This is a genomic window from Hyphococcus sp., from assembly GCF_965267305.1.
In the GTDB taxonomy this organism is placed as follows: domain Bacteria; phylum Pseudomonadota; class Alphaproteobacteria; order Caulobacterales; family Parvularculaceae; genus Hyphococcus.
The window spans coordinates 3390868-3409573 of record NZ_OZ253945.1 but is presented as its reverse complement, the minus strand read 5'-3'; the positions used below and the strand labels follow the sequence as shown (position 1 = coordinate 3409573).

Sequence of the window (18706 nt, the reverse complement as noted above, 5' to 3'; positions counted from 1 at the left end):
CCTTTTCATTTCCGTCCCGCCAGTGCTAATAGCCCGGCAAACTCCATCCAGCCATAAGCCACATGCGCTCCTGATCTCTTACGCGCCAGCAAGTCCGGTAGGGAATTCCATGCAAAAAATCAAAGTCGATAATCCAGTCGTTGAAATGGACGGGGACGAAATGACCCGGATCATCTGGCAGATGATCAAGGACAAGCTCATCCATCCCTATCTCGATATCGACTTGAAATATTTCGATCTTGGCATGAAGAGCCGCGACGACTCCAATGACCAGATCACTATCGATGCGGCTGAGGCCACCAAGAAATACGGCGTCGCCGTCAAATGCGCCACCATCACCCCGGACGAAGCGCGGGTTGAGGAATTCAAACTCAAGAAGATGTGGCGCTCGCCCAACGGCACGATCCGCAACATTCTCGGCGGCGTTGTCTTCCGCGAGCCGATCATCATCCGCAACGTTCCGCGTCTGGTGCCGGGCTGGACCCAGCCTGTCATCATCGGCCGTCATGCGTTCGGCGACCAGTATCGGGCGACCGACATGCTGTTCCCGGGCAAGGGCAAGCTGACCCTGAAATGGGAAGGCGAGAATGGCGACGTCATCGAGCATGACGTCTTCGACGCGCCGTCCGCCGGCATTTACATGGGCATGTACAATCTCGACGATTCGATCCGCGACTTCGCTCGCGCCTGTTTCAACTACGCCCTGCAGCGCAAATATCCGCTTTATCTTTCGACCAAGAACACGATCCTCAAAAAATATGACGGACGTTTCAAGGATCTCTTCGCTGAGATGTACGAGACGGAATTCAAGGACAAATTCGCAGAGCACAAACTGACCTATGAGCACCGCCTCATTGACGATATGGTGGCCGCCTGCCTCAAATGGTCCGGCGGCTATGTCTGGGCTTGCAAGAATTACGACGGCGACGTCCAGTCCGACACGGTGGCGCAAGGCTTCGGCTCGCTCGGCCTGATGACCTCCGTGCTGATGACGCCGGACGGCAAGACCGTAGAGGCCGAAGCCGCCCATGGAACCGTGACCCGCCACTTCCGCGCCCATGAGCGCGGGGAAGAGACCTCGACCAACTCCATCGCCTCGATCTACGCCTGGACCCGGGGCCTCGCCCACCGGGGCAAGCTCGACGGCAATGACGCGCTCATCAAGTTCGCGACCACGCTTGAGCAAACCGTCGTCAAGACGGTCGAATCCGGTCATATGACCAAGGACTTGGCGCTGCTCATCGGGGCGGAGCAAAAATGGCTCACAACCAGCGGATTCCTTGAAAAAGTTGACGAAAACTTCCGCAAGGCCATGGCGGCCTGAGGTTCCTTCAGGGGTCCGGGAGCGTCCCTCCGCGTCCCATATCGGGACTGGAACTTTCCGGGCGTGGGGATGTTATTGAGCACCAGCCACCTGCGCCAAAGTTGATAGTCTCCGGTTGGACGTGCGATGCCAAAACTGACGCCGTTTCAAAAAGATCTCCGCTTTGTCCGCCAATTCGCGCGGGCGGTGACATCGGACCAATTTCTGGGCGATGAAATCGCGGCTGCGGCGTTGCTGCGCTTCGATTATTCCACCGTGGAGGGACTGCCAGACCGGCAGCGGCAGATCACCGTCTTCCGGGCCTTCTATGACGCCTGGCGCAGCGCCAGCAAGGAAGGCGGCGCCGCTTTTTCGAACCAGTCCGTGCTGGCCGCGCGCCCCTTCACCGCCGAGCCCCCTCGCCAGCTCGTGCTGCTCGTCGATGTCATCGGCATCGAGACGGAACAGGCCGCCGAGCTGATCGGCATCGACCCAGCAGACGCCAAACGCCTTTTATCGGAAGAACGCAAGCGGATCGCCGCTAAAAATGTCTCGGGCACGGCGCTGGTGATCGAGGACGAACCCGTGATCGCGCTTGAAGTCGCCGCGACGCTGGAGAGCATTGGCCTCAAGGTCATCGCCACAGCGCGCACCGCCGACGATGCGGTGCGTCTCGCCCACAAACACAAGCCCGACGTTGTGATGGCCGACTACGATCTCGGCGCGGGACGCACAGGCCTTGACGCGGTGCGCGACATCACGTCGGAGCTGCCGGTAATCGCCATCTTTCTGACAGCCTATCCGGACGACGTCTTGAGCGGCGACGACTACGAACCGACTTTCATTCTGACCAAGCCTTTTGACGAACGCGCCCTGCGCGCCGCGATCGTGCATGGCCTGTCGATGCCCCGGGCGGGCGTCATCACTTAAACTTCCCGCTCCAGGCGCGACATGACAACAGCTCACCTTTTGCGACGCCGGATAGAGCCGCTTTTTGAAGGCCGCTTTAAGTGACCCTGACCCGGCGGCAGCGCACCATGATCGCCCTGGTGTCGGTGGGCATCGGCCTCCTGGTGCTGTTCGCCGCCGCCGCAGCGGCGTTTTTCTTCAATCAGGCCAGCAATCGAGCCGATGGGCTGGTGACGCACACCATCACTGTCATTACCGAGGCCCTGCAATATCAGAGCGGCGTTCAGGGCGCCGTTATCGGCGAACGCGCTTTTCTGATAACGCGCGATGAACAGTTTCTAACCGACTATGAAAATTCACTGGCGGCCTATCAACAGGCCCGCGACAACATCAGAGAGTTAACGCGGGACAATCCCGCACAACAGCTCCGCCTTGATAACATCGATATTCAGGCGCAGCATATAACAGCTTCGCTAAAGCGTTCAATCACCGAGTTTGAGGGTAGCGACGGGCGAGCCGGTGAAAGCATTGTCCGCCAGAGCAATGTGGACGCGCTGCTGGCGGACTTCAACGACATGATGTCCATGCTGATCCGGGAAGAACAGGCGCTGTTGCAAACACGCCGCCACGAACAGCAGGCGACCGACAGGCTGGTCGGACAGATCATCCTTGGCGCCCTCGCCATTATTTCCGGCCTTCTTATTCTCCAGCTCGCCATGCTGCGTGAGCAAAACCGGGCGCAGCAGGCGCGCAACACGCAAATCATGGCGCTCAACACCGAGCTTGAGCATCATGTGGCGGAGCGCACGAAAGAACTGGAGGCCGCAAAAAAATCTCTCGAAGAAGAAAATTTACGCGTCGAATCGCTGCTCCGCGACTTGCATCACCGTGTTGGCAACAGTCTCCAGCTTGTGGCGTCGTTCTTAAGTCTTCAGGCCAATCAGGTGGAGGGGGAGGAAGCGAAATCGACTCTGCGCGCCGCGCGCGGACGCGTCCTTTCCATCGCCGCGACCCAGCGCCGCCTCGCCATGAACACCAATCACGAGTTCGTCGCCGCTGGTCATTTCATCAAACAGATTGTCGATGATCTCAAAACCAATTTGAATTTCGAGCAGAATATCGAGATCACGACCGATGTGGGCGCCTTCGACATCCCCTCTCGGGACGCGGTGACGATCGGCGTCCTGATTTCGGAAATGGTGACCAACGCCGTCAAATATGCGTTCGCAGGCCGCGAAAGCGGCCTTATCCATGTGGCGTTTCATCGAGACGGACAAGGCGAGCGCTGCGTCCTCACCGTCGACGACGACGGGGTCGGGCTTTCCTCCGGGGCGAGCAATCCCCATGGCGGTCTTGGCGGGCGCATTATCGAAAGTCTGGTGGCCGCGCTCGGCGGCGAAATCGAGCGTACGCCAAGCGGGATAGGGCAAGGCCCTGGAGCCCGGCTTATTGTGACCTACCCATATGCGAGCCCAGCCTAAGGCCCTAAAATCCGGGCTTTTTCCTCCTCTTCCTCGCAGATTCAAGGCGGTTTGGCGCATATGGCTCGCATTCGGGGGCGCTGCATGGCAGCATGACCAGATGGGGCGTTGCGTATTTCCCCTTAAGGAGCAGACCCATGTTGCGAATCATTTGCATCTCCGGCCTCGCCGCCTGCGCGCTGAGTTCAGCCGCCGCAGCGGAGACGCGGAATTTCGATCTCGCCCCGTTCGAGGCCATAGAGGTTTCGGCCGGCCTCAAGCTGGTGGCCACGGCTGGCCGCAAACAGACGATCGAGGTGCAGACCGACGAAGGCGATTTCAGCGATTTTGAAATCGAGGTGGAGGACGGCGTCCTTTATCTTTCCCGGGAATGGAACCGCCTGCGCTGGCACCAGAAGAAAGCCGACTATAAAGTCATTGTAACGGCGCCAAAAATCGAAGCCCTCGAAGCATCGTCAGGCTCCCATTCAACGCTGGAAGAGATTGATGCGCGCCGCTTCAACGCCGATTTGTCGAGCGGCTCCTTCGCTGTCATCAGCGGCCGCAGCGACAATTGCACGGTCGATATCTCCAGCGGCGCCAATCTCGATGCGCGCGGCCTCGTCTGCGGCAGCGCCAATATCGATGTGTCGAGCGGCGGCCACGGAGAAATCACTGTCATGAAAGCGCTTGTGGGCGATGCGTCGAGCGGCGGGCATGTCGCGGTCTTCGGTTCGCCTGAGCGCGTCAATATCGACCGCTCATCGGGAGGACGCATCAAGATCAAGTCGCCCGTCACCGCAAACAGAGACGACTAAAAATTTAAAAGCGCGTGCAAGCGTCGTCTAAAAAGGAAGGGAAAACCATGACCAGGACCATCGCCATTATCGCCGCGGCGGGAGCCGCCTCCGTAAGTGCGCTGAGCCTCGCTTACGCAGACACGCAATCCTATGACTTTTCAGGCTTCACCATGATCGACGCTTCCGCAGGCGTTGACGTCGAAGTGACCGTAGGCGGCGCCTATTCCGTGCGTGCGGAAGGCGAAGCGGAAGCGCTTGAGCGGTTGCGCATTGAACGCGACGGCGACGCGCTGGAAATCGGACGCACCCACGACCGTTCTTTCTTTTCCCCCGGCCGCAAATGGCAAGTGACGGTTTACGTCACGATGCCGGAGCTTAACGGCGTCGACGTTTCAAGCGGCGCGGACGTGAAAGCGAGCGGCATCGACGCTGGCGATTTCAACGCATCCGTGTCGTCCGGGTCCGATGCGGTCTTGAGCGGGCGTTGCCGGACAATTACCGCCGACGGCAGCAGCGGCGCCGATCTCGACGCTCGCGAGCTGAAATGCGAAAACGCCGTGGCGGATGTTTCTTCCGGCGCCGACCTCATCGTCTACGCGACGGAAAGCCTTGAAGCCGACGCCTCGAGCGGCGGCGACATTACGGTTTACGGGTCGCCGAAAAACACCAATATCGACAAGTCGTCGGGCGGCGGCGTTTCGATCCGCTAACCGGCTTTAGGCGCCAAGCGCCTTTTCAATGGCCTTGATGGCGTCGTTCGCGCGCGCGCCATCAGGACCGCCTGCCTGCGCCATGTCGGGACGCCCGCCCCCGCCCTTGCCGCCCATGGCCTCGGCGCCGGCGCGCACAAGCTCGACGGCGGAAAGACGCTCTTTCAGGTCGTCGGTGACGCCTACAGCGAGAGCCGCCTTGCCTTCATTGACTCCCACAAACGCCGCGACGCCCGAACCGATTTTCTGTTTCGCCTGATCGACGAGCCCGCGCAGATCTTTCGCGGCGACGCCGTCGAGAACCCGGCCGATGAATTTGACGCCGGCGATCTCCGCCACTTCATCATTCGCCGCCGCAGCGCCGCCCCCGCCGCCGAGCGCGAGTTGCTTTTTCGTTTCGGCGAGGTCGCGTTCGAGCTTTTTACGCTCAGCAATTAGGGCTTCGATCCGCGCCGGCAGCTCTTCCGTAGTGGTTTTCAGTGCATCTGACGCCTGGCGCGCCAACGCGGCTTCGTGTTCCAGATAGGTTCGGGCCGCCTCGCCGGTGAGGCATTCGATCCTGCGCACGCCCGCCGACACAGCGCTTTCGCCAATAATCTTGAAGAGGGCGATGTCGCCGAGGCGGCGCACATGGGTGCCGCCGCAAAGCTCGACGGAATACGGCTTGTCTTCGCCATCGAGCGCGCGGCCCATGGTCAGCACGCGGACGTCGTCGTCATACTTCTCGCCGAAAAGCGCGATGGCGCCGGCGGCGACGGCATCATCATAAGGCATGATGCGCGTTTCCACAGGGCCGTTCTGGCGAATGACGGCGTTGACGCGGCGCTCGACCTCGGCGATCTCGCCGGCGCCGATGGCCTTCGGATTAGTGATATCGAAACGCATGCGATCCGGCGCGACGAGCGAGCCTTTCTGCGCCACATGGGTTCCGAGCACTTCGCGCAGCGCCGCATGAGCAAGGTGCGTTACGGAGTGGTTGGCGCGGATGCGGTCGCGGCGCGCGACATCGATGGCGAGGTGAACCGCCTCGCCCTTTTTGACCGTTCCCTTTTCAACCTTGCCGATATGGCCGTGGAGCACGCCCGCGCGTTTTTTAGCATCCTCAATGACAATGACGGCGCCGCTATCGGTGGTGATGCGGCCGGCGTCGCCCACCTGGCCGCCGGATTCGGCGTAGAAGGGCGTCTGGTTGACGATGATTTCAACCGCGTCGCCTTCGCCTGCTTCATCGACGATCTTGCCGCCGGAAACGATCGCCTGAATGACGCCGTCGGCGGCGTCATGGATGTAACCGAGGAATTCGGTGGCGCCGTTTTCCGCGCGAAGATCGAACCACACGCTTTCATCGGCGGCGTCGCCGGAGCCAGCCCAGGCGGCGCGCGCCGCCGCCTTCTGCGCGGCCATGGCCTTATCGAAGCCTTCGACATCGACGGTGCGGCCTTCGCGGCGCAGCGCATCCTGCGTCAGGTCGAGGGGAAAACCGTAAGTATCGTAAAGCTTGAACGCCGCCTCGCCCGGCAGCGCGGCGCCGGAAGGAAGCCCGGCCGTTTCGTCTTCCAGCAGCTTCAGCCCGCGCTCGAGCAGCGAGCGGAATTTCTCTTCCTCCGAACGCAGCGTTTCGACGATCAGCGTTTCCGCACGCTGGAGCTCCGGATAGGCGCCGCCCATTTCGCGCACCAGCACGGGCGCAAGCCTCGCCAGCAGCGGCTCGCGCGCGCCGAGCCCGTGAGCATAGCGCATGGCCCGGCGCATGATCCGGCGCAAGACGTAACCGCGGCCCTCATTGGACGGTCCGACGCCGTCGGCGATGAGGAAGCTCGTGGCGCGAAGGTGATCGGCGATGACGCGATGCGCCGGCTTGTCATCGCCTTCCGCCTTGCGCCCGGTGAGGTCGACCGACGCGGCGATCAGCGTACGGAACAAATCGACGTCGTAATTGTCATGCACGCCCTGCAGCACGGCCGCGATGCGCTCCAGCCCCATGCCTGTGTCGATAGAGGGTTTCGGCAGCTCCACCTGACGCCCGTCGGCGAAGCGTTCGAATTGCATGAAGACGAGGTTCCAAATTTCAACGAAGCGGTCTCCGTCTTCATCGGGAGAGCCCGGAGGCCCGCCGGGAATGTGACCGCCGTGGTCGTAGAAAATTTCCGAACAGGGCCCGCAAGGCCCGGTGTCGCCCATGGCCCAGAAATTGTCATTGGTGGCGATGCGGATGATTCTCTCTTCCGGCAGGCCGGAGATCTTGCGCCAGAGATCGAACGCTTCGTCATCAGTGTGATAGACGGTGACGGTGAGACGATCGGCGGCGAGACCGAAATCCTTGTGGACGAGCGTCCAGGCGGCGTCGATCGCCTCTTCCTTGAAATAATCGCCGAAGGAAAAGTTGCCGAGCATTTCGAAGAACGTGTGATGGCGCGCAGTATAGCCCACATTGTCGAGGTCGTTGTGCTTGCCGCCGGCGCGCACGCATTTCTGCGACGAGGCCGCGCGCTTGTAGTCGCGGGTTTCCGCGCCGGTGAAGATGTTCTTGAACGGCACCATGCCGGCGTTGACGAAAAGCAGCGTCGGATCGTTCTGCGGCACGAGCGGGGCCGATGGCGTGACCGTATGGCCGCGCGCGGCGAAGAAATTCAAAAACTGAGCGCGAATGTCTTTCAGCGACGTCATGCCTTGAGCCTGTCCCGTTTTACCTGTCTTGCGTCCCCGCCTCGCCCGCCTCTCATGCGGGGAAGCGCCATATATAGAAACCGCGCCGGTTCCGTAGAAGGAGCCGGCGCGGTCAAGGTCTTAGAGCCGGGCCCGTCCATCCGCAACATCCCCGGTCCGGCGATGGTTGCAGGCGGGCCGCCCGTCCAGGCGCGGGGGCAATCAGGCCGAAAGCCCTATGTCATGCAGAAGGCGTTGAGCTTGTTGCCGTCGAGGTCGCGGAAATAGCCGGCGTAGAAGGTGTCGCCGCGGGGGCCGGCCGGACCTTCGTCCTTGGCGCCGAGCTCGATCGCCTTCTTGTAGATGCGGTCGACGGTTTCCGGCTTGTCGCAGGCGAGAGCCACCATGGTCCCATTGCCGACCGTCGCGGCCTCGCCGTCATAGGGCTTGATGATCCCGATGCCGGGCGAATCCATGCTCGCGCCCCAGGCGATGAAAGTGTCGCCTTCCATCATGCGCTTCGCGCCAAGCTCGGCGAGGAGCGCGTCGTAAAACTTCGCGGCCTTGTCCATATCGTTGGTTCCGACCGTCACATATCCAATCATGTCTTTCTCCCTTTCTTCCCCATTACGGGGCCCCGTTAAGTGAAGTCAAAGTCCGGCGCTCTTTCATCCTGCGCTTTCGCGGACGAGATGGAAAAGCAATTTGTGCAGAAAAGCCGGGCCGCGGCGCTCACATCATTGCGACTTCTTGAGCGCCGCGACCCGTCCGTAATTTAAGCCTCGGCCGCCATATCGCCGTCTTCGTCGGTGTTTTCGCCGGTGAGCATTTCCTCGGCGACGAGGCCGGCATTGGCGCGGATCGCGGCTTCGATCTCGGCGGCCATGTCAGGATTGTCACGCAGGAACTGCTTGGCGTTTTCGCGGCCCTGGCCGATGCGCTCGGAATTATAGGAGAACCAGGAGCCCGATTTCTCCACCACATTGGCCTTGACGCCGAGGTCGATCAGCTCGCCCATTTTCGAGACGCCCTCGCCATACATGATGTCGAATTCCACCTGCTTGAAGGGCGGCGCGACCTTGTTTTTCACGACTTTGACGCGGGTCTGGTTGCCCACCACTTCGTCGCGGTTTTTGATCGCGCCGATGCGGCGGATGTCGAGACGCACGGAGGAATAGAATTTCAGCGCATTGCCGCCGGTTGTCGTCTCCGGCGAGCCGAACATGACGCCGATCTTCATGCGAATCTGGTTGATGAAGATGACGAGCGTATTGGATTTGGAGATGGAGCCGGTGAGCTTGCGGAGCGCCTGGCTCATCAGCCGCGCCTGCAGCCCGGGGAGCGAGTCGCCCATTTCGCCTTCGAGTTCGGCGCGGGGGGTGAGCGCCGCGACCGAGTCGACGACGAGAACGTCGATGGCGCCGGAGCGCACCAGCGTGTCGGCGATCTCGAGCGCTTGTTCGCCGGTGTCGGGCTGGGAAATCAGAAGCTCGTCGAGATTGACCCCGAGCTTTTGCGCATAGACCGGATCAAGCGCGTGTTCGGCGTCGATGAAGGCGGCGGTGCCGCCCTTTTTCTGGGCTTCGGCGGCGACATGGAGCGCCAGCGTCGTCTTGCCCGAACTTTCCGGCCCGTAGATTTCAATGACGCGGCCCTTGGGCAGGCCGCCAATGCCGAGCGCGATATCGAGGCCGAGCGAGCCCGTAGAGATCGATTCAATGTCTACGACCTCGCGGTCGCCGAGGCGCATGAGCGAGCCCTTGCCGAACGCCTTGTCGATCTGGGAGATCGCCGATTCCAGCGCTTTTGACTTGTCCATGCCGCCCGTCTCCACTACCCGCAAACCGCCTTTAATCATCACCGCCTCCGTTGCCTGACAAGGGCCGCCCCTGTCAACGAGGCGCGTTTGTACGCTATTTGTTCTCGTTTGGCAAGGTGATTTAATAAGCTGATTTTACTTTATTTTTCCGGAAATGTTCTAATTTTGTCCCAAGCCCGGGGCGGGGCATATTATACTTGACAAACCAGAGGATAAACTCTAGATTTAGCTCATCGATTCGGAGCCAAGCCCATGTCTGTCCTCTCAAAAGCCCATTTCCACGATGAAGCCGCCGCCTTCGCCTATGTCGAGGCGATCATCTGGCCGCAAGGGCCTGTCTGCCCCTTCTGCGGGACCGTGGATAACATCTACGAACTAAAGGGCGTCCGCTCGAAACCCTCCAAAAAGAACCCTGAGGGCGTTGTCCGTCACGGCCTGCGCAAGTGCGGCGGCTGTTTGAAGCAATTCACCGTCCGCAAGGGCACGATTTTTGAGGAATCCCATCTCCCGCTGCACATCTGGCTGCAAGCCATTCACCTGATGTGCTCTTCGAAGAAGGGCATTTCCTCAAATCAACTGGCGCGGACGCTTGAGATCACCGTCAAGTCCGCTTGGTTCCTGTCTCATCGTATCCGCGAGGCGATGCGTTCGGGTGACTTCACCCCGTTCGGCTCCGAAGGCGGCATGGTCGAGGCCGACGAAACTTTCATCGGAACCGATTACGATACGCCGCGCAAGGAAACCAAGCGCAAGCGCGGCGCCCGCCGCATGAACAAGGTTCTTTCCCTGATTGACCGCGATACAGGCCGCGCCCGTTCGTTCGTTATCAAGGATATGCGCCTTTCAACGCTTGGCCCGATCCTGCTTGAAAACATCGCTTGGGAAGCGTGCCTAATGACCGACGAAGCTCTGCACTACAAAGGGCTCGCCTCGGAGTTTCGCCTGCACAAGACGGTCAACCACTCCAAAGAAGAATACGTCAACAAGCGCCACCCGGTCATCCATACGAACACGGTTGAAGGCTTCTATTCCGTCTTCAAACGGGGGATGCGCGGCGTTTATCAACACTGCTCATCGCAACATCTTCACCGCTACATGGCGGAGTTTGATTTCCGTTATACGAACCGCGTTTCAAAAGGCGTAAACGATGTGGAACGGACGGAAGCCGCTGTCGCTTCTATCGTCGGCAAGCGGCTGACGTATCGAAGTGCTAGTGAAGCCCGTCACGCTTAGACAACGGGCGGAGCATTTCATCCGCTGGCGCGAAAAGCATTACGGAAAAACAGATAAGTAAAGCTCTGGACTCTCGGTGCTGGGCGCCGAAAATCTTTAGCCGTCAAAGTGATTCGCATCCTGACCGTGCGCAGCCGTAGCGAGGGCTACCGCCCGGGAAAGGAGGTGATGCACTATGGCCTGTACGAGGAAACCTCGCACAGTAAGGACCGGCAATAAGCCGGGACCTAAGCCGGTTCGTGTGAAACCACACGTCCGGTCCAAGCCTAAGCCGTGTAAGAAGTAATTACTTCTTCGCGGTGCGGTCAGGGTTGTTCTTAGCGGTTCGACCCTGGCCGTCTTTCTTTTTTGCTCCGGTAAACAAATTATTAAAGGGCCCAAACGATGCCCCAACAATTCAACGCCTTGAGCCCCTACGAGCTTTTACTCTTGTACCGAGGGGACGCTATCGGCGCCTACGGTGCTTATGAGCAAGCTATTGCTAGGTGTTTTATTCAGCTAGCAAAAACAGATCACAAAACCGGCTCACTGATTTTCTTCAAGATCGTCAACACCAGAACGCGTTTATCGATAATGGACGAGTTGCTAAAAGAACAGTTCTATCCAAATTACAAAAAGTTCTGGGATTCTGCTTTCAAGCATATCCGAGACATCGACCATACCAGAAACAAAGTTGTTCATTGGCTTCCCATCTCCGAGCTGCATGTAGATGAAAAGGGTGTAGCTTCGCTGGACAGCCGGAAATCCAAAAACTGCTGGTTACAACCGCCCGATTACTGGCAGGCCCAAAAAGATAAGAAAGAGCTGTCGATAAACGACATCTTGGCATTTCGCCACAAAACTGAATATGTGACTAAAAACCTTGATTTATGGCACATCAAAGTTAGTGGCGATTTACCGGATGTAGCGAAAACATTTTCCGATAAATTTCAGCAATCAATTCCTTATCCGCCTCCAAAAGATCATCCGTTATATGAGCCTGTTCCAGTATGGAAAAACCAGCCTCAATCATCTCGGGCGTGATTTCGATCTCAGATTCCGCGCCTTTCTCTTTTGATGACATTGCCCGCGCACCGGCCTAAATTGCGGTGCATGAGCGACGAAACGAAGGAAAAGCCGCAGATCGAGAAATTTCGCGAGAAAGCGAAAGAACTCGGCTGTGACGGAGATGAGCGAGCTTTTGAAAGCGTCGTTCGCAAGATCGCCAAAACGCCTTCAAAAAAGGCGGAAAAGCCAAAGAACGCGAAAAAGCCCCGATAAGGCTATTTTCTGCTAGGGCACGGCGAATCGCCATCTCTCAAATCCCTTGGTTTGTCAAAGATAATATGCCCCGCCCCGGGGCGATATTATCTTTGACAAACCAAGCGATTCCAGCAGCCCCGATTCGACCTCGGTCGCGGCGCACGCGATTGTGAGCCCTGCGCCGTGGCCGCAGGGCGCCGCCTCAGGCAGGCTGGCGCGCAAAGATTGGGGGCGGACCATGAGGAACATGTTTTTGTGGGCCATGCGGGCCGCGATCGCCGCGACCCTTGCGGGGTTTGCGGGCGCCCTCCCCTCAAACGCACAATCCCCAAACCCACCATTCCCAAAGGCCGGCGAAACATATAGCGAGCCTGCGGAAACAACGGATGCGCCAGCCGCCATCGCTCATCGCGCCACGCTCTCGTTTGAAGGCCTGGGCGATCTGACGATCCATATCGTGCGGCCGGCGACCCTCGCCCCCGAGGGACACCGCGTCATCCTCTATTTCGTCGGCGGCGGGCAGGAAGAAGCCGATGTGCAACACATTATGAACTCGCACATTGCGCGCGAAGCCGTAAGCCGGGGCTTCATTTTCATCTCGCCCGTCGCGCCCTGTTACTCCTGCACCTTCGTCGCCAGCGGCGAGGACTATTTTCCCGGGCTTTTCGAAAAGCTGTCCGAACTCCTTCCCATGTCGGAGGAGCGGTTTCATCTCATGGGGTTCTCAAACGGCGGGCGATCGTCGCTGCATATCGGCACGCGCCACCCGGAATGGGTCGCCTCGATCACCGCCTATCCCGGTTATTTGCGAAACGAGAAATACGAACTTCTCGAACGTCTGAGCAATACATGCGTCATCATGTATGTGGGCAGCAGAGACCCCGCGTTCCTCAAGCGTCACCGGCGCACCGTCGGCCGTCTGAAAGGATACGGACATCCCGTCCACAGCAAGATTTATACGGGGCGCACCCACTCCATCAGAAATCTGTGGACGGAAAAGGGCGCCGAATTGTTGATGGACGGCATTGAGAACCGGCTCGGATGTCCGGCGTAAAACGATGCGCGCGCGGCGTCTGAGTGACGCCGGCTTCCGCGACCCGCCCTTGTCACAGCCGGCCGCCGCTTGCGCCGCAACAATCGGTCAACGCTGGATTGGAACCACATGGCGTAACAACTATTTACGTTATGAGCCGGCGCCGTCAGGGCGTTCCCGCGGTTTCGCCTAATTAACGCTCCCGGCGGTTCTCCCCTCGCGCGGAATGCGGTAAGAGGGGGCCGCTTCCCGCTTCATGGTTAATGCGAAGGTTTTATGAATCGGATTCTTTTCATTGTCGCGGCGCTCATTGCGCTCGTTCTCGCCATCGTCCTGTTCCTGCCGGGGCTTATTCCGGTCGCCGCATTCAAGGGGCGCATCGAAACGCAAGCCTCCAACGCGCTCGGGCGCGAGGTGACGTTCGGCGACGATCTTTCCTTCCGGATTTTTCCGCGCACGGCGTTTCGCGTCACCGACCTTACGATCGCCAACGCCGACGGATTTTCCGGCGACTATCTCGCGCGGGTCGAGGAAGCCGATATCGGGGTGAAACTTCTGCCGCTCTTCTCCGACAGCGTGGAGATCGACCGCTTCGTCCTGACGCGGCCCGACATTCGCCTGACGCGCAGCGCAAACGGCGCCGTCAACTGGAACCTGGCGCAAACGGAAAGCGCGGAGCCGAGCGAGGCCGAGACCGGCGGGACGCAGCGCGATCTGAAACTCGGCGATGTGCGGATCGTCGACGGCGCCGCGCGTTATGAAGACCTCGCAGCGGGAACGAGCTACGTCGCCGAAGACATCGACATGAAAGTCGTGCTGAAGAGTCTCTCCGAGCCGCTCGAAGCTAACGGCACTATGCAATTTCAAGGCGCGCCCGCGAGCGTCGACATGGTGCTGACGAGCCTTCAGAATGTGATGAACAAGGAGCCGGGCAATCTGAAGCTCGACCTCAAAGTCGGGGACGCGGAAATCGGCGCCGATCTTTCCATCGCAACGAAAGACGGCGTTCGCTATTCGGGCCCGGCGAGCCTTTCGGCGCCGGATCTTCCCGCTCTTGCGGCGCTCGCCGGCACGGAACTCGCCGATGCGCCGGGCTTTGACAGCCTTTCGGTGAAGGGCGATCTCGACGGCAATGAAAATTCCGTACGGCTTCAGAACGCAGAGATCAATTTCGACGAGATCGCGGCGCAAGGCGCCATCACGCTCAACTGGGCCGGCGCGCGGCCGAAAGCGAGCGGCGTTCTTTCGACGGAGAAACTGGACCTGCGCCCCTATATGCCGCCGCCGGTTGAAAACGCCGAAGGCTTCCCCGAATGGTCCGAAGCGACGATGGACTTTTCGAGCCTCAACAATATCGATGCCGATTTCGACATTTCGACGAATGCGATTTACGTCAACGATCTCGAATTCGGCGAAAGCCGGATCAAACTTCTTGTCGATGCAGGCCGCCTCACCGCCGAGATCCCCGAGCTTTCCATGTATGGCGGACAAGGCTCCGGCCGCATGGTGGTGAACGCCCGCGGCGCGACGCCCTCCTTCGCTGGTAATTTCGATGTCGGCGCGGTGCAGGCGCAGCCCTTTTCAAAAGATCTGATGAAGCATGACAATCTCTTGGGCCTCGGCTCGTTCAAACTGAACTTCACCGCAACGGGCGCGAGCCAGGCGGCGATCATGCGCACCGTCGACGGTTCCGGCGGGTTCGATCTCGCGGACGGCGCGTTGAAAGGCGTCAACATTGCGGGGCTCGTGCGCGCAGTCGGCGAGTTTCAGACAGGCTTCAATCCAGCGGCGCTGCAGCGCGCTGTCGCCGAAGCGCGCGGACCGACTCAACAGACGGACTTTTCGGAGTTCCTTTCCGATTTCTCCATCGCCAACGGCCTTATCACCGCGCCGACGATCCGGCTCAACGGGCCTTATCTTTCAATGACCGGACAGGGCACGATCAATCTTGCAGAGCAGACCATCGATCTTCGGCTCCTGCCGAAAGGATCGTCAACGCTTGACGGCGAGGAAGGCGGGCGCACCATTACGATCCCCGTCCGCGTCGGCGGCACCTTCTCGAAGCCGACCATGGGCGTCGATGCAGAATCTCTCGCCCGCACCGGACTGCAGCGCACCCTTGAAAACGTCTTCAAGGACAAGGAAGGCGAAGACGGCGCCAAGGCCGAACAGGATCCGGCGCGCACGATCATCGAAGGCATTATCGGCGGCCAGAAAAAACCGACCGAACCGCAGCCGGAAGACGGCGATGCGGGCGCCACGGAAAGCAAACCGAAATCGACCGAAGAAACTTTGATCAATGAAGGCCTCAACGCTCTCTTCGGCAGAAAGAAAGCCGCGCCTGCGGAAGAGCAAAAGGAAGAAGAGCCGCAGCAGTAACCGCGGCCTTCAACCGCAAACGCCTCATTAAAAAAGCCCCCGCTTTCGCGGGGGCTTTTGCTTTGCGTTTCCTCCCGGAAACAAGACGACCGATTTTATCTATTGGTGGGCCGCCGGATCGGGACAATCGGATTTCGATTTGCGCAGAAGTAAGAAGATCAACACAATCGCCAGTAAGGGCGAGCCGATGATGAACAGCGTCATGGCGACAGCGCCGCCCGCGGCAACAACGCCGATCAGCGCGCCTACAAGGCCGAGAATGACGCCGAAGAGCGCTGCAATAAGACCGATGATGATGCCCGCGAGGCCGCCGAAACCGGCGACAATGGATTCAGCTATCGTCAATTGCGGGTCGCCGTAAAAATACGCGCCGACGGACAGCGCGCCGCCCAAAAACAAAATCAAAATCACCGGCGCATAAATCCAGGCGAGGCCGCCCGAACGTGATTTTTCCTGATAATCGGTTGCCATAATCGCACCCCTTTCGAACGGGCCCGCCGCTCGCCTTTTCTTTGTTGGTTTGGATACGCTTTACTCCTCAAGATAATGGGGTGTTCGAGCGTTCCACTCAAGCCGCCCCGGCGCGCGAAAGACCCGACTCGTCGCGCGGATGCAGCATTTTCACGGCCTTGCGAGGGGGCAAGCCCTTTGCTAGGCGGTGCGCCCTGTCCAACGCCGCCGCGAAAGGAAACTCATGGCGCCCCGCCCCGCCGCGTCCCGCACCACCGCAACCTCCAGCGCCGCACCGCCCCGCGCCTGGCAGCGAATGCTTTCCGGACGCCGGCTCGATCTTCTCGATCCATCGCCTGTGGATGTAGAGATCGAAGACATCGCGCATGGCCTCGCACGCGTCGCGCGCTGGAACGGACAGACCAAAGGGCCGATCCCGTTCAATGTGGCGCAGCATTCGCTGATTGTGGAACAATTCTGCGGCGAGTTGAAACCCGGCTGGCCGGTGAAATGGCGCCTCGCAGCGCTCCTTCACGACGCGCCGGAATTCGTCATCGGCGACATGATCTCCCCGTTCAAGGCGCAGCTCGGCGGGCAGTACAAAACCATCGAAAGCCGCCTGATGCAGGCGATCCATCTGCGCTTCGGCCTGCCGGCGCATCTGCCCGAAACGGTCGAAAAATTGATCAAGCGCGCCGACCGCGCCTGCGCCTATTTCGAGGCCGTGCAGCTTGCGGGTTTCGACGTGGAGGAAGCGCGGAAGTTTTTCTCGGAGCCCAAGGGCGTCAATCCCGTGACGCTCAAGGCCATGACGACCCTGGAGGCGCAGGGCGCCTATCTGAAACGCTTTGCGGAACTCGCTAAAAAGCAGGTTGAGGCCTGAAAACCCGCTCACATTTTCGGCGCCTCAAGCGCCTGTGAGGGCGGAGCGCATTCTCTCCGGGAGTTGAAACGCCTATTTAGGACATGCAACTTATCCTCAGGGCAAGCTATTGTCCGGAAAGGCGAAACTTCGACCGCCATGAAAAAGACCGCCTGGGCTCATCGATGACTTCCGTGATCGTCAGTTCGCTCGACGCCGCTGCCTGCGCCTATGGGCGCTGCAAGCCGGGCTATGTAATTTCTATTCTTGACAGCGACGACGCCGTGCCGGAGCCCTTCCGCCAGCTTCCCGCGGACCGTCATTTGAGGCTCGACCCTGCCGCCTGCGAAAAAATGATGGCTCCCGCAATACTCGACTTCGCGGCGAAATGGGCGGAAAGCGACGAAGACATCCTCATCCATTGCCATCGCGGCGTCGCCCGATCTATGGCCATCGCCTATATTCTTCTGTGCGCTCGCGAGCACGGCGAATGCGAGGAAAAGATCGCTGCACGCCTTCGCGCCGCCGCGCCCCACGCAGATCCCAATCTGCGTCTCGTCTCGGAAGCCGACCGGCTCCTCAATCGCGAGGACCGCATGGTCGGCGCCATTCTCGACCTCTGCCCCTGCTGCTCCACCGTCTGCGCGCCGGTAGTGACCTTGCCTGTGGCCCCGTAAATCCCCCATAGACGGGGCATGAGCAAAGCCCCGTCGACGCCCCCCTCAACGCCTCTTGTCTCCAATGTCGCCATCGCCCTCAACGCGGTGATCGCCGTCGTCGATGGTGACCGGCCGGAAGTCTTATGCGTGCGCGGCGCGCCGGGAGTCGCCAAGCGGGATCTTGCGCTCCCCTATGGGCCGTTCGACCCGGAGCGCCACCGCACATTCGAGATCGGCGTGCGCGAATGGGTGGAGCGCCAGACCCATGTGACCCTCGGCTATGTGGAGCAGCTTTACACTTTCGGCGACAAGGGACGCGAAGCGCCAGCGGCGGCGCTCTCCGGCGGCAAAGGCGAGCGCGTCGTCTCCGTCGGTTATCTCGCCCTCGCGCCTTCGCCAGCGGAGCTTCTGACCGAGGATGCGTTCTGGGCCGACTGGTATTCTTTCTTCCCCTGGGAGGACTGGCGCGGCGGGGAGCCGCCGATCCTCCGGGAACGGATCATCCCGGCGCTCGATGTCTGGGCGCAGCGCGGCAAGACCGCTGATATGCGCGAGGCGCGCAAGATGCGCCTGAACCTCTCCTTCGGACAGGGCGGCTTCGGCTGGGAAGAAGAGCGCACGCTCGACCGTTATGAGCTGATGTATGAGGCGGGACTTGTCGTCGAAGCCTGGCGCGACCGCGAGACGGCGGGACTGGAGCCGCCGCCGGGCGGCGCGCCGGGAAAGACGGACGCCGGCGTCGCGATGATCTCCGATCACCGCCGCATTCTCGCGACCGCTATCGGGCGCCTGCGCGGCAAGCTCAAATACCGCCCGGTGATCTTCGAAATGATGGGTTCGGACTTCACCCTGCTGCAGCTTCAGCGCACGGTCGAGGCGATTGTCGGTTTCGAATTCCACAAGCAGAATTTCCGCCGCAGCGTCGAGAAGTCGGGCTTTGTGGAGCCGACTGGCGAGACAACCGGGGAGACCGGCGGACGTCCCGCCGCCCTCTTCCGCGTCGACCGGGCGGGCCTGAAAGACCGCGCCGCGGCCGGTCTCGCCATTCCGCGCCTAAAGGCCGGAGATGCATAAGAGCCTGTTATTATTGAAAATTATTGAGTTTTCCTCTGCGGAACAGGCTTACCTCGCTCAGTTAATTGACCGCATACCGCTTTTCTTTATGGTGCCGGCCTTCAGCCCTTGCGGGCTGATTTTTTCG

Annotated in this window: 17 protein-coding genes; 13 read left to right on the top strand and 4 right to left on the bottom strand. The window is 60.1% G+C overall.

The features are described 5' to 3' along the window. Positions 1-109: 109 nt before the first annotated feature. From ACQY5P_RS16475 to ACQY5P_RS16455, 5 genes are all read left to right on the top strand, one after another. Complete coding sequence (locus tag ACQY5P_RS16475; RefSeq protein WP_428407962.1) at positions 110-1324, top strand: NADP-dependent isocitrate dehydrogenase; 1215 nt, start codon at positions 110-112, stop codon at positions 1322-1324. 186 nt (positions 1325-1510) lie between these two features. Next, complete coding sequence (locus ACQY5P_RS16470) at positions 1511-2233, top strand: response regulator (protein WP_428407961.1); 723 nt, start codon at positions 1511-1513, stop codon at positions 2231-2233. 80 nt (positions 2234-2313) lie between these two features. Further along, positions 2314-3693 carry a sensor histidine kinase gene (locus tag ACQY5P_RS16465; protein ID WP_428407960.1) on the top strand — a complete coding sequence of 460 codons (1380 nt, stop codon included), beginning with the start codon at positions 2314-2316 and terminating at the stop codon, positions 3691-3693. Positions 3694-3830: 137 nt separating this feature from the next. Next, entirely contained in the window at positions 3831-4490 is a 660-nt protein-coding gene (locus ACQY5P_RS16460; protein WP_428407959.1) for a head GIN domain-containing protein, read from the top strand. 47 nt (positions 4491-4537) lie between these two features. After that, positions 4538-5182 (top strand): head GIN domain-containing protein, encoded by a 645-nt coding sequence (locus ACQY5P_RS16455; RefSeq protein WP_428407958.1) that lies wholly within the window; start codon positions 4538-4540, stop codon positions 5180-5182. A gap of 6 nt (positions 5183-5188) precedes the next feature. On the opposite strand, the gene alaS is transcribed toward ACQY5P_RS16455, so the two are convergent. From alaS to recA, 3 genes are all read right to left on the bottom strand, one after another. Continuing rightward, positions 5189-7849, bottom strand: a complete 2661-nt coding sequence (gene alaS / locus ACQY5P_RS16450; RefSeq protein ID WP_428407957.1) for an alanine--tRNA ligase — start codon at positions 7847-7849, stop codon at positions 5189-5191. A 215-nt stretch (positions 7850-8064) separates the two neighbouring features. Further along, entirely contained in the window at positions 8065-8433 is a 369-nt protein-coding gene (locus ACQY5P_RS16445) for a VOC family protein (protein ID WP_428407956.1), read from the bottom strand. A gap of 170 nt (positions 8434-8603) precedes the next feature. Then, on the bottom strand, positions 8604-9686 hold the full coding sequence (recA, locus tag ACQY5P_RS16440; protein WP_428407955.1) for a recombinase RecA: 1083 nt from the start codon (positions 9684-9686) through the stop codon (positions 8604-8606). Between the two features lie 213 nt (positions 9687-9899). Here recA and ACQY5P_RS16435 point away from each other — a divergent pair, with 213 nt between their 5' ends. From ACQY5P_RS16435 to ACQY5P_RS16415, 5 genes are all read left to right on the top strand, one after another. Continuing rightward, positions 9900-10880, top strand: a complete 981-nt coding sequence (locus ACQY5P_RS16435) for an IS1595 family transposase (protein ID WP_428407954.1) — start codon at positions 9900-9902, stop codon at positions 10878-10880. A 384-nt stretch (positions 10881-11264) separates the two neighbouring features. Then, positions 11265-11903: a hypothetical protein gene (locus ACQY5P_RS16430; RefSeq protein WP_428407953.1), complete on the top strand. Its 639-nt coding sequence runs from the start codon at positions 11265-11267 to the stop codon at positions 11901-11903. A 69-nt stretch (positions 11904-11972) separates the two neighbouring features. Further along, positions 11973-12140 carry a hypothetical protein gene (locus tag ACQY5P_RS16425; protein WP_428407952.1) on the top strand — a complete coding sequence of 56 codons (168 nt, stop codon included), beginning with the start codon at positions 11973-11975 and terminating at the stop codon, positions 12138-12140. Between the two features lie 220 nt (positions 12141-12360). Then, positions 12361-13176 carry a dienelactone hydrolase family protein gene (locus ACQY5P_RS16420; protein WP_428407951.1) on the top strand — a complete coding sequence of 272 codons (816 nt, stop codon included), beginning with the start codon at positions 12361-12363 and terminating at the stop codon, positions 13174-13176. 255 nt (positions 13177-13431) lie between these two features. After that, positions 13432-15534 carry an AsmA family protein gene (locus ACQY5P_RS16415; protein WP_428407950.1) on the top strand — a complete coding sequence of 701 codons (2103 nt, stop codon included), beginning with the start codon at positions 13432-13434 and terminating at the stop codon, positions 15532-15534. A gap of 99 nt (positions 15535-15633) precedes the next feature. Here ACQY5P_RS16415 and ACQY5P_RS16410 read toward each other — a convergent pair whose 3' ends face one another. Further along, on the bottom strand, positions 15634-16005 hold the full coding sequence (locus tag ACQY5P_RS16410) for a hypothetical protein (protein WP_428407949.1): 372 nt from the start codon (positions 16003-16005) through the stop codon (positions 15634-15636). Between the two features lie 223 nt (positions 16006-16228). Between ACQY5P_RS16410 and ACQY5P_RS16405 the strand changes: the two genes are divergently transcribed. The 3 genes from ACQY5P_RS16405 to ACQY5P_RS16395 all read left to right on the top strand — a co-directional run bounded on the left by ACQY5P_RS16405 (position 16229) and on the right by ACQY5P_RS16395 (position 18579). After that, positions 16229-16867 carry a YfbR-like 5'-deoxynucleotidase gene (locus tag ACQY5P_RS16405; protein ID WP_428407948.1) on the top strand — a complete coding sequence of 213 codons (639 nt, stop codon included), beginning with the start codon at positions 16229-16231 and terminating at the stop codon, positions 16865-16867. A 164-nt stretch (positions 16868-17031) separates the two neighbouring features. Next, positions 17032-17523, top strand: coding sequence for a hypothetical protein (locus ACQY5P_RS16400; RefSeq protein ID WP_428407947.1), 492 nt, complete (start codon positions 17032-17034; stop codon positions 17521-17523). A gap of 18 nt (positions 17524-17541) precedes the next feature. After that, positions 17542-18579, top strand: a complete 1038-nt coding sequence (locus ACQY5P_RS16395; protein WP_428407946.1) for an NUDIX hydrolase — start codon at positions 17542-17544, stop codon at positions 18577-18579. Positions 18580-18706: the final 127 nt, after the last annotated feature.

Bases quoted from the DNA above. Each gene is read 5' to 3' on its own strand.
- ACQY5P_RS16395 (WP_428407946.1), top strand. From the start codon at position 17,542: ATGAGCAAAGCCCCGTCGACGCCCCCCTCAACGCCTCTTGTCTCCAAT.
- ACQY5P_RS16455 (WP_428407958.1), top strand. From the start codon at position 4,538: ATGACCAGGACCATCGCCATTATCGCCGCGGCGGGAGCCGCCTCCGTA.
- ACQY5P_RS16445 (WP_428407956.1), bottom strand. From the start codon at position 8,433: ATGATTGGATATGTGACGGTCGGAACCAACGATATGGACAAGGCCGCG.
- recA (WP_428407955.1), bottom strand. From the start codon at position 9,686: ATGATTAAAGGCGGTTTGCGGGTAGTGGAGACGGGCGGCATGGACAAG.
- ACQY5P_RS16420 (WP_428407951.1), top strand. From the start codon at position 12,361: ATGAGGAACATGTTTTTGTGGGCCATGCGGGCCGCGATCGCCGCGACC.
- ACQY5P_RS16415 (WP_428407950.1), top strand. From the start codon at position 13,432: ATGAATCGGATTCTTTTCATTGTCGCGGCGCTCATTGCGCTCGTTCTC.
- ACQY5P_RS16435 (WP_428407954.1), top strand. From the start codon at position 9,900: ATGTCTGTCCTCTCAAAAGCCCATTTCCACGATGAAGCCGCCGCCTTC.
- ACQY5P_RS16405 (WP_428407948.1), top strand. From the start codon at position 16,229: ATGGCGCCCCGCCCCGCCGCGTCCCGCACCACCGCAACCTCCAGCGCC.
- ACQY5P_RS16460 (WP_428407959.1), top strand. From the start codon at position 3,831: ATGTTGCGAATCATTTGCATCTCCGGCCTCGCCGCCTGCGCGCTGAGT.
- ACQY5P_RS16430 (WP_428407953.1), top strand. From the start codon at position 11,265: ATGCCCCAACAATTCAACGCCTTGAGCCCCTACGAGCTTTTACTCTTG.
- ACQY5P_RS16475 (WP_428407962.1), top strand. From the start codon at position 110: ATGCAAAAAATCAAAGTCGATAATCCAGTCGTTGAAATGGACGGGGAC.
- alaS (WP_428407957.1), bottom strand. From the start codon at position 7,849: ATGACGTCGCTGAAAGACATTCGCGCTCAGTTTTTGAATTTCTTCGCC.
- ACQY5P_RS16425 (WP_428407952.1), top strand. From the start codon at position 11,973: ATGAGCGACGAAACGAAGGAAAAGCCGCAGATCGAGAAATTTCGCGAG.
- ACQY5P_RS16410 (WP_428407949.1), bottom strand. From the start codon at position 16,005: ATGGCAACCGATTATCAGGAAAAATCACGTTCGGGCGGCCTCGCCTGG.
- ACQY5P_RS16400 (WP_428407947.1), top strand. From the start codon at position 17,032: ATGACTTCCGTGATCGTCAGTTCGCTCGACGCCGCTGCCTGCGCCTAT.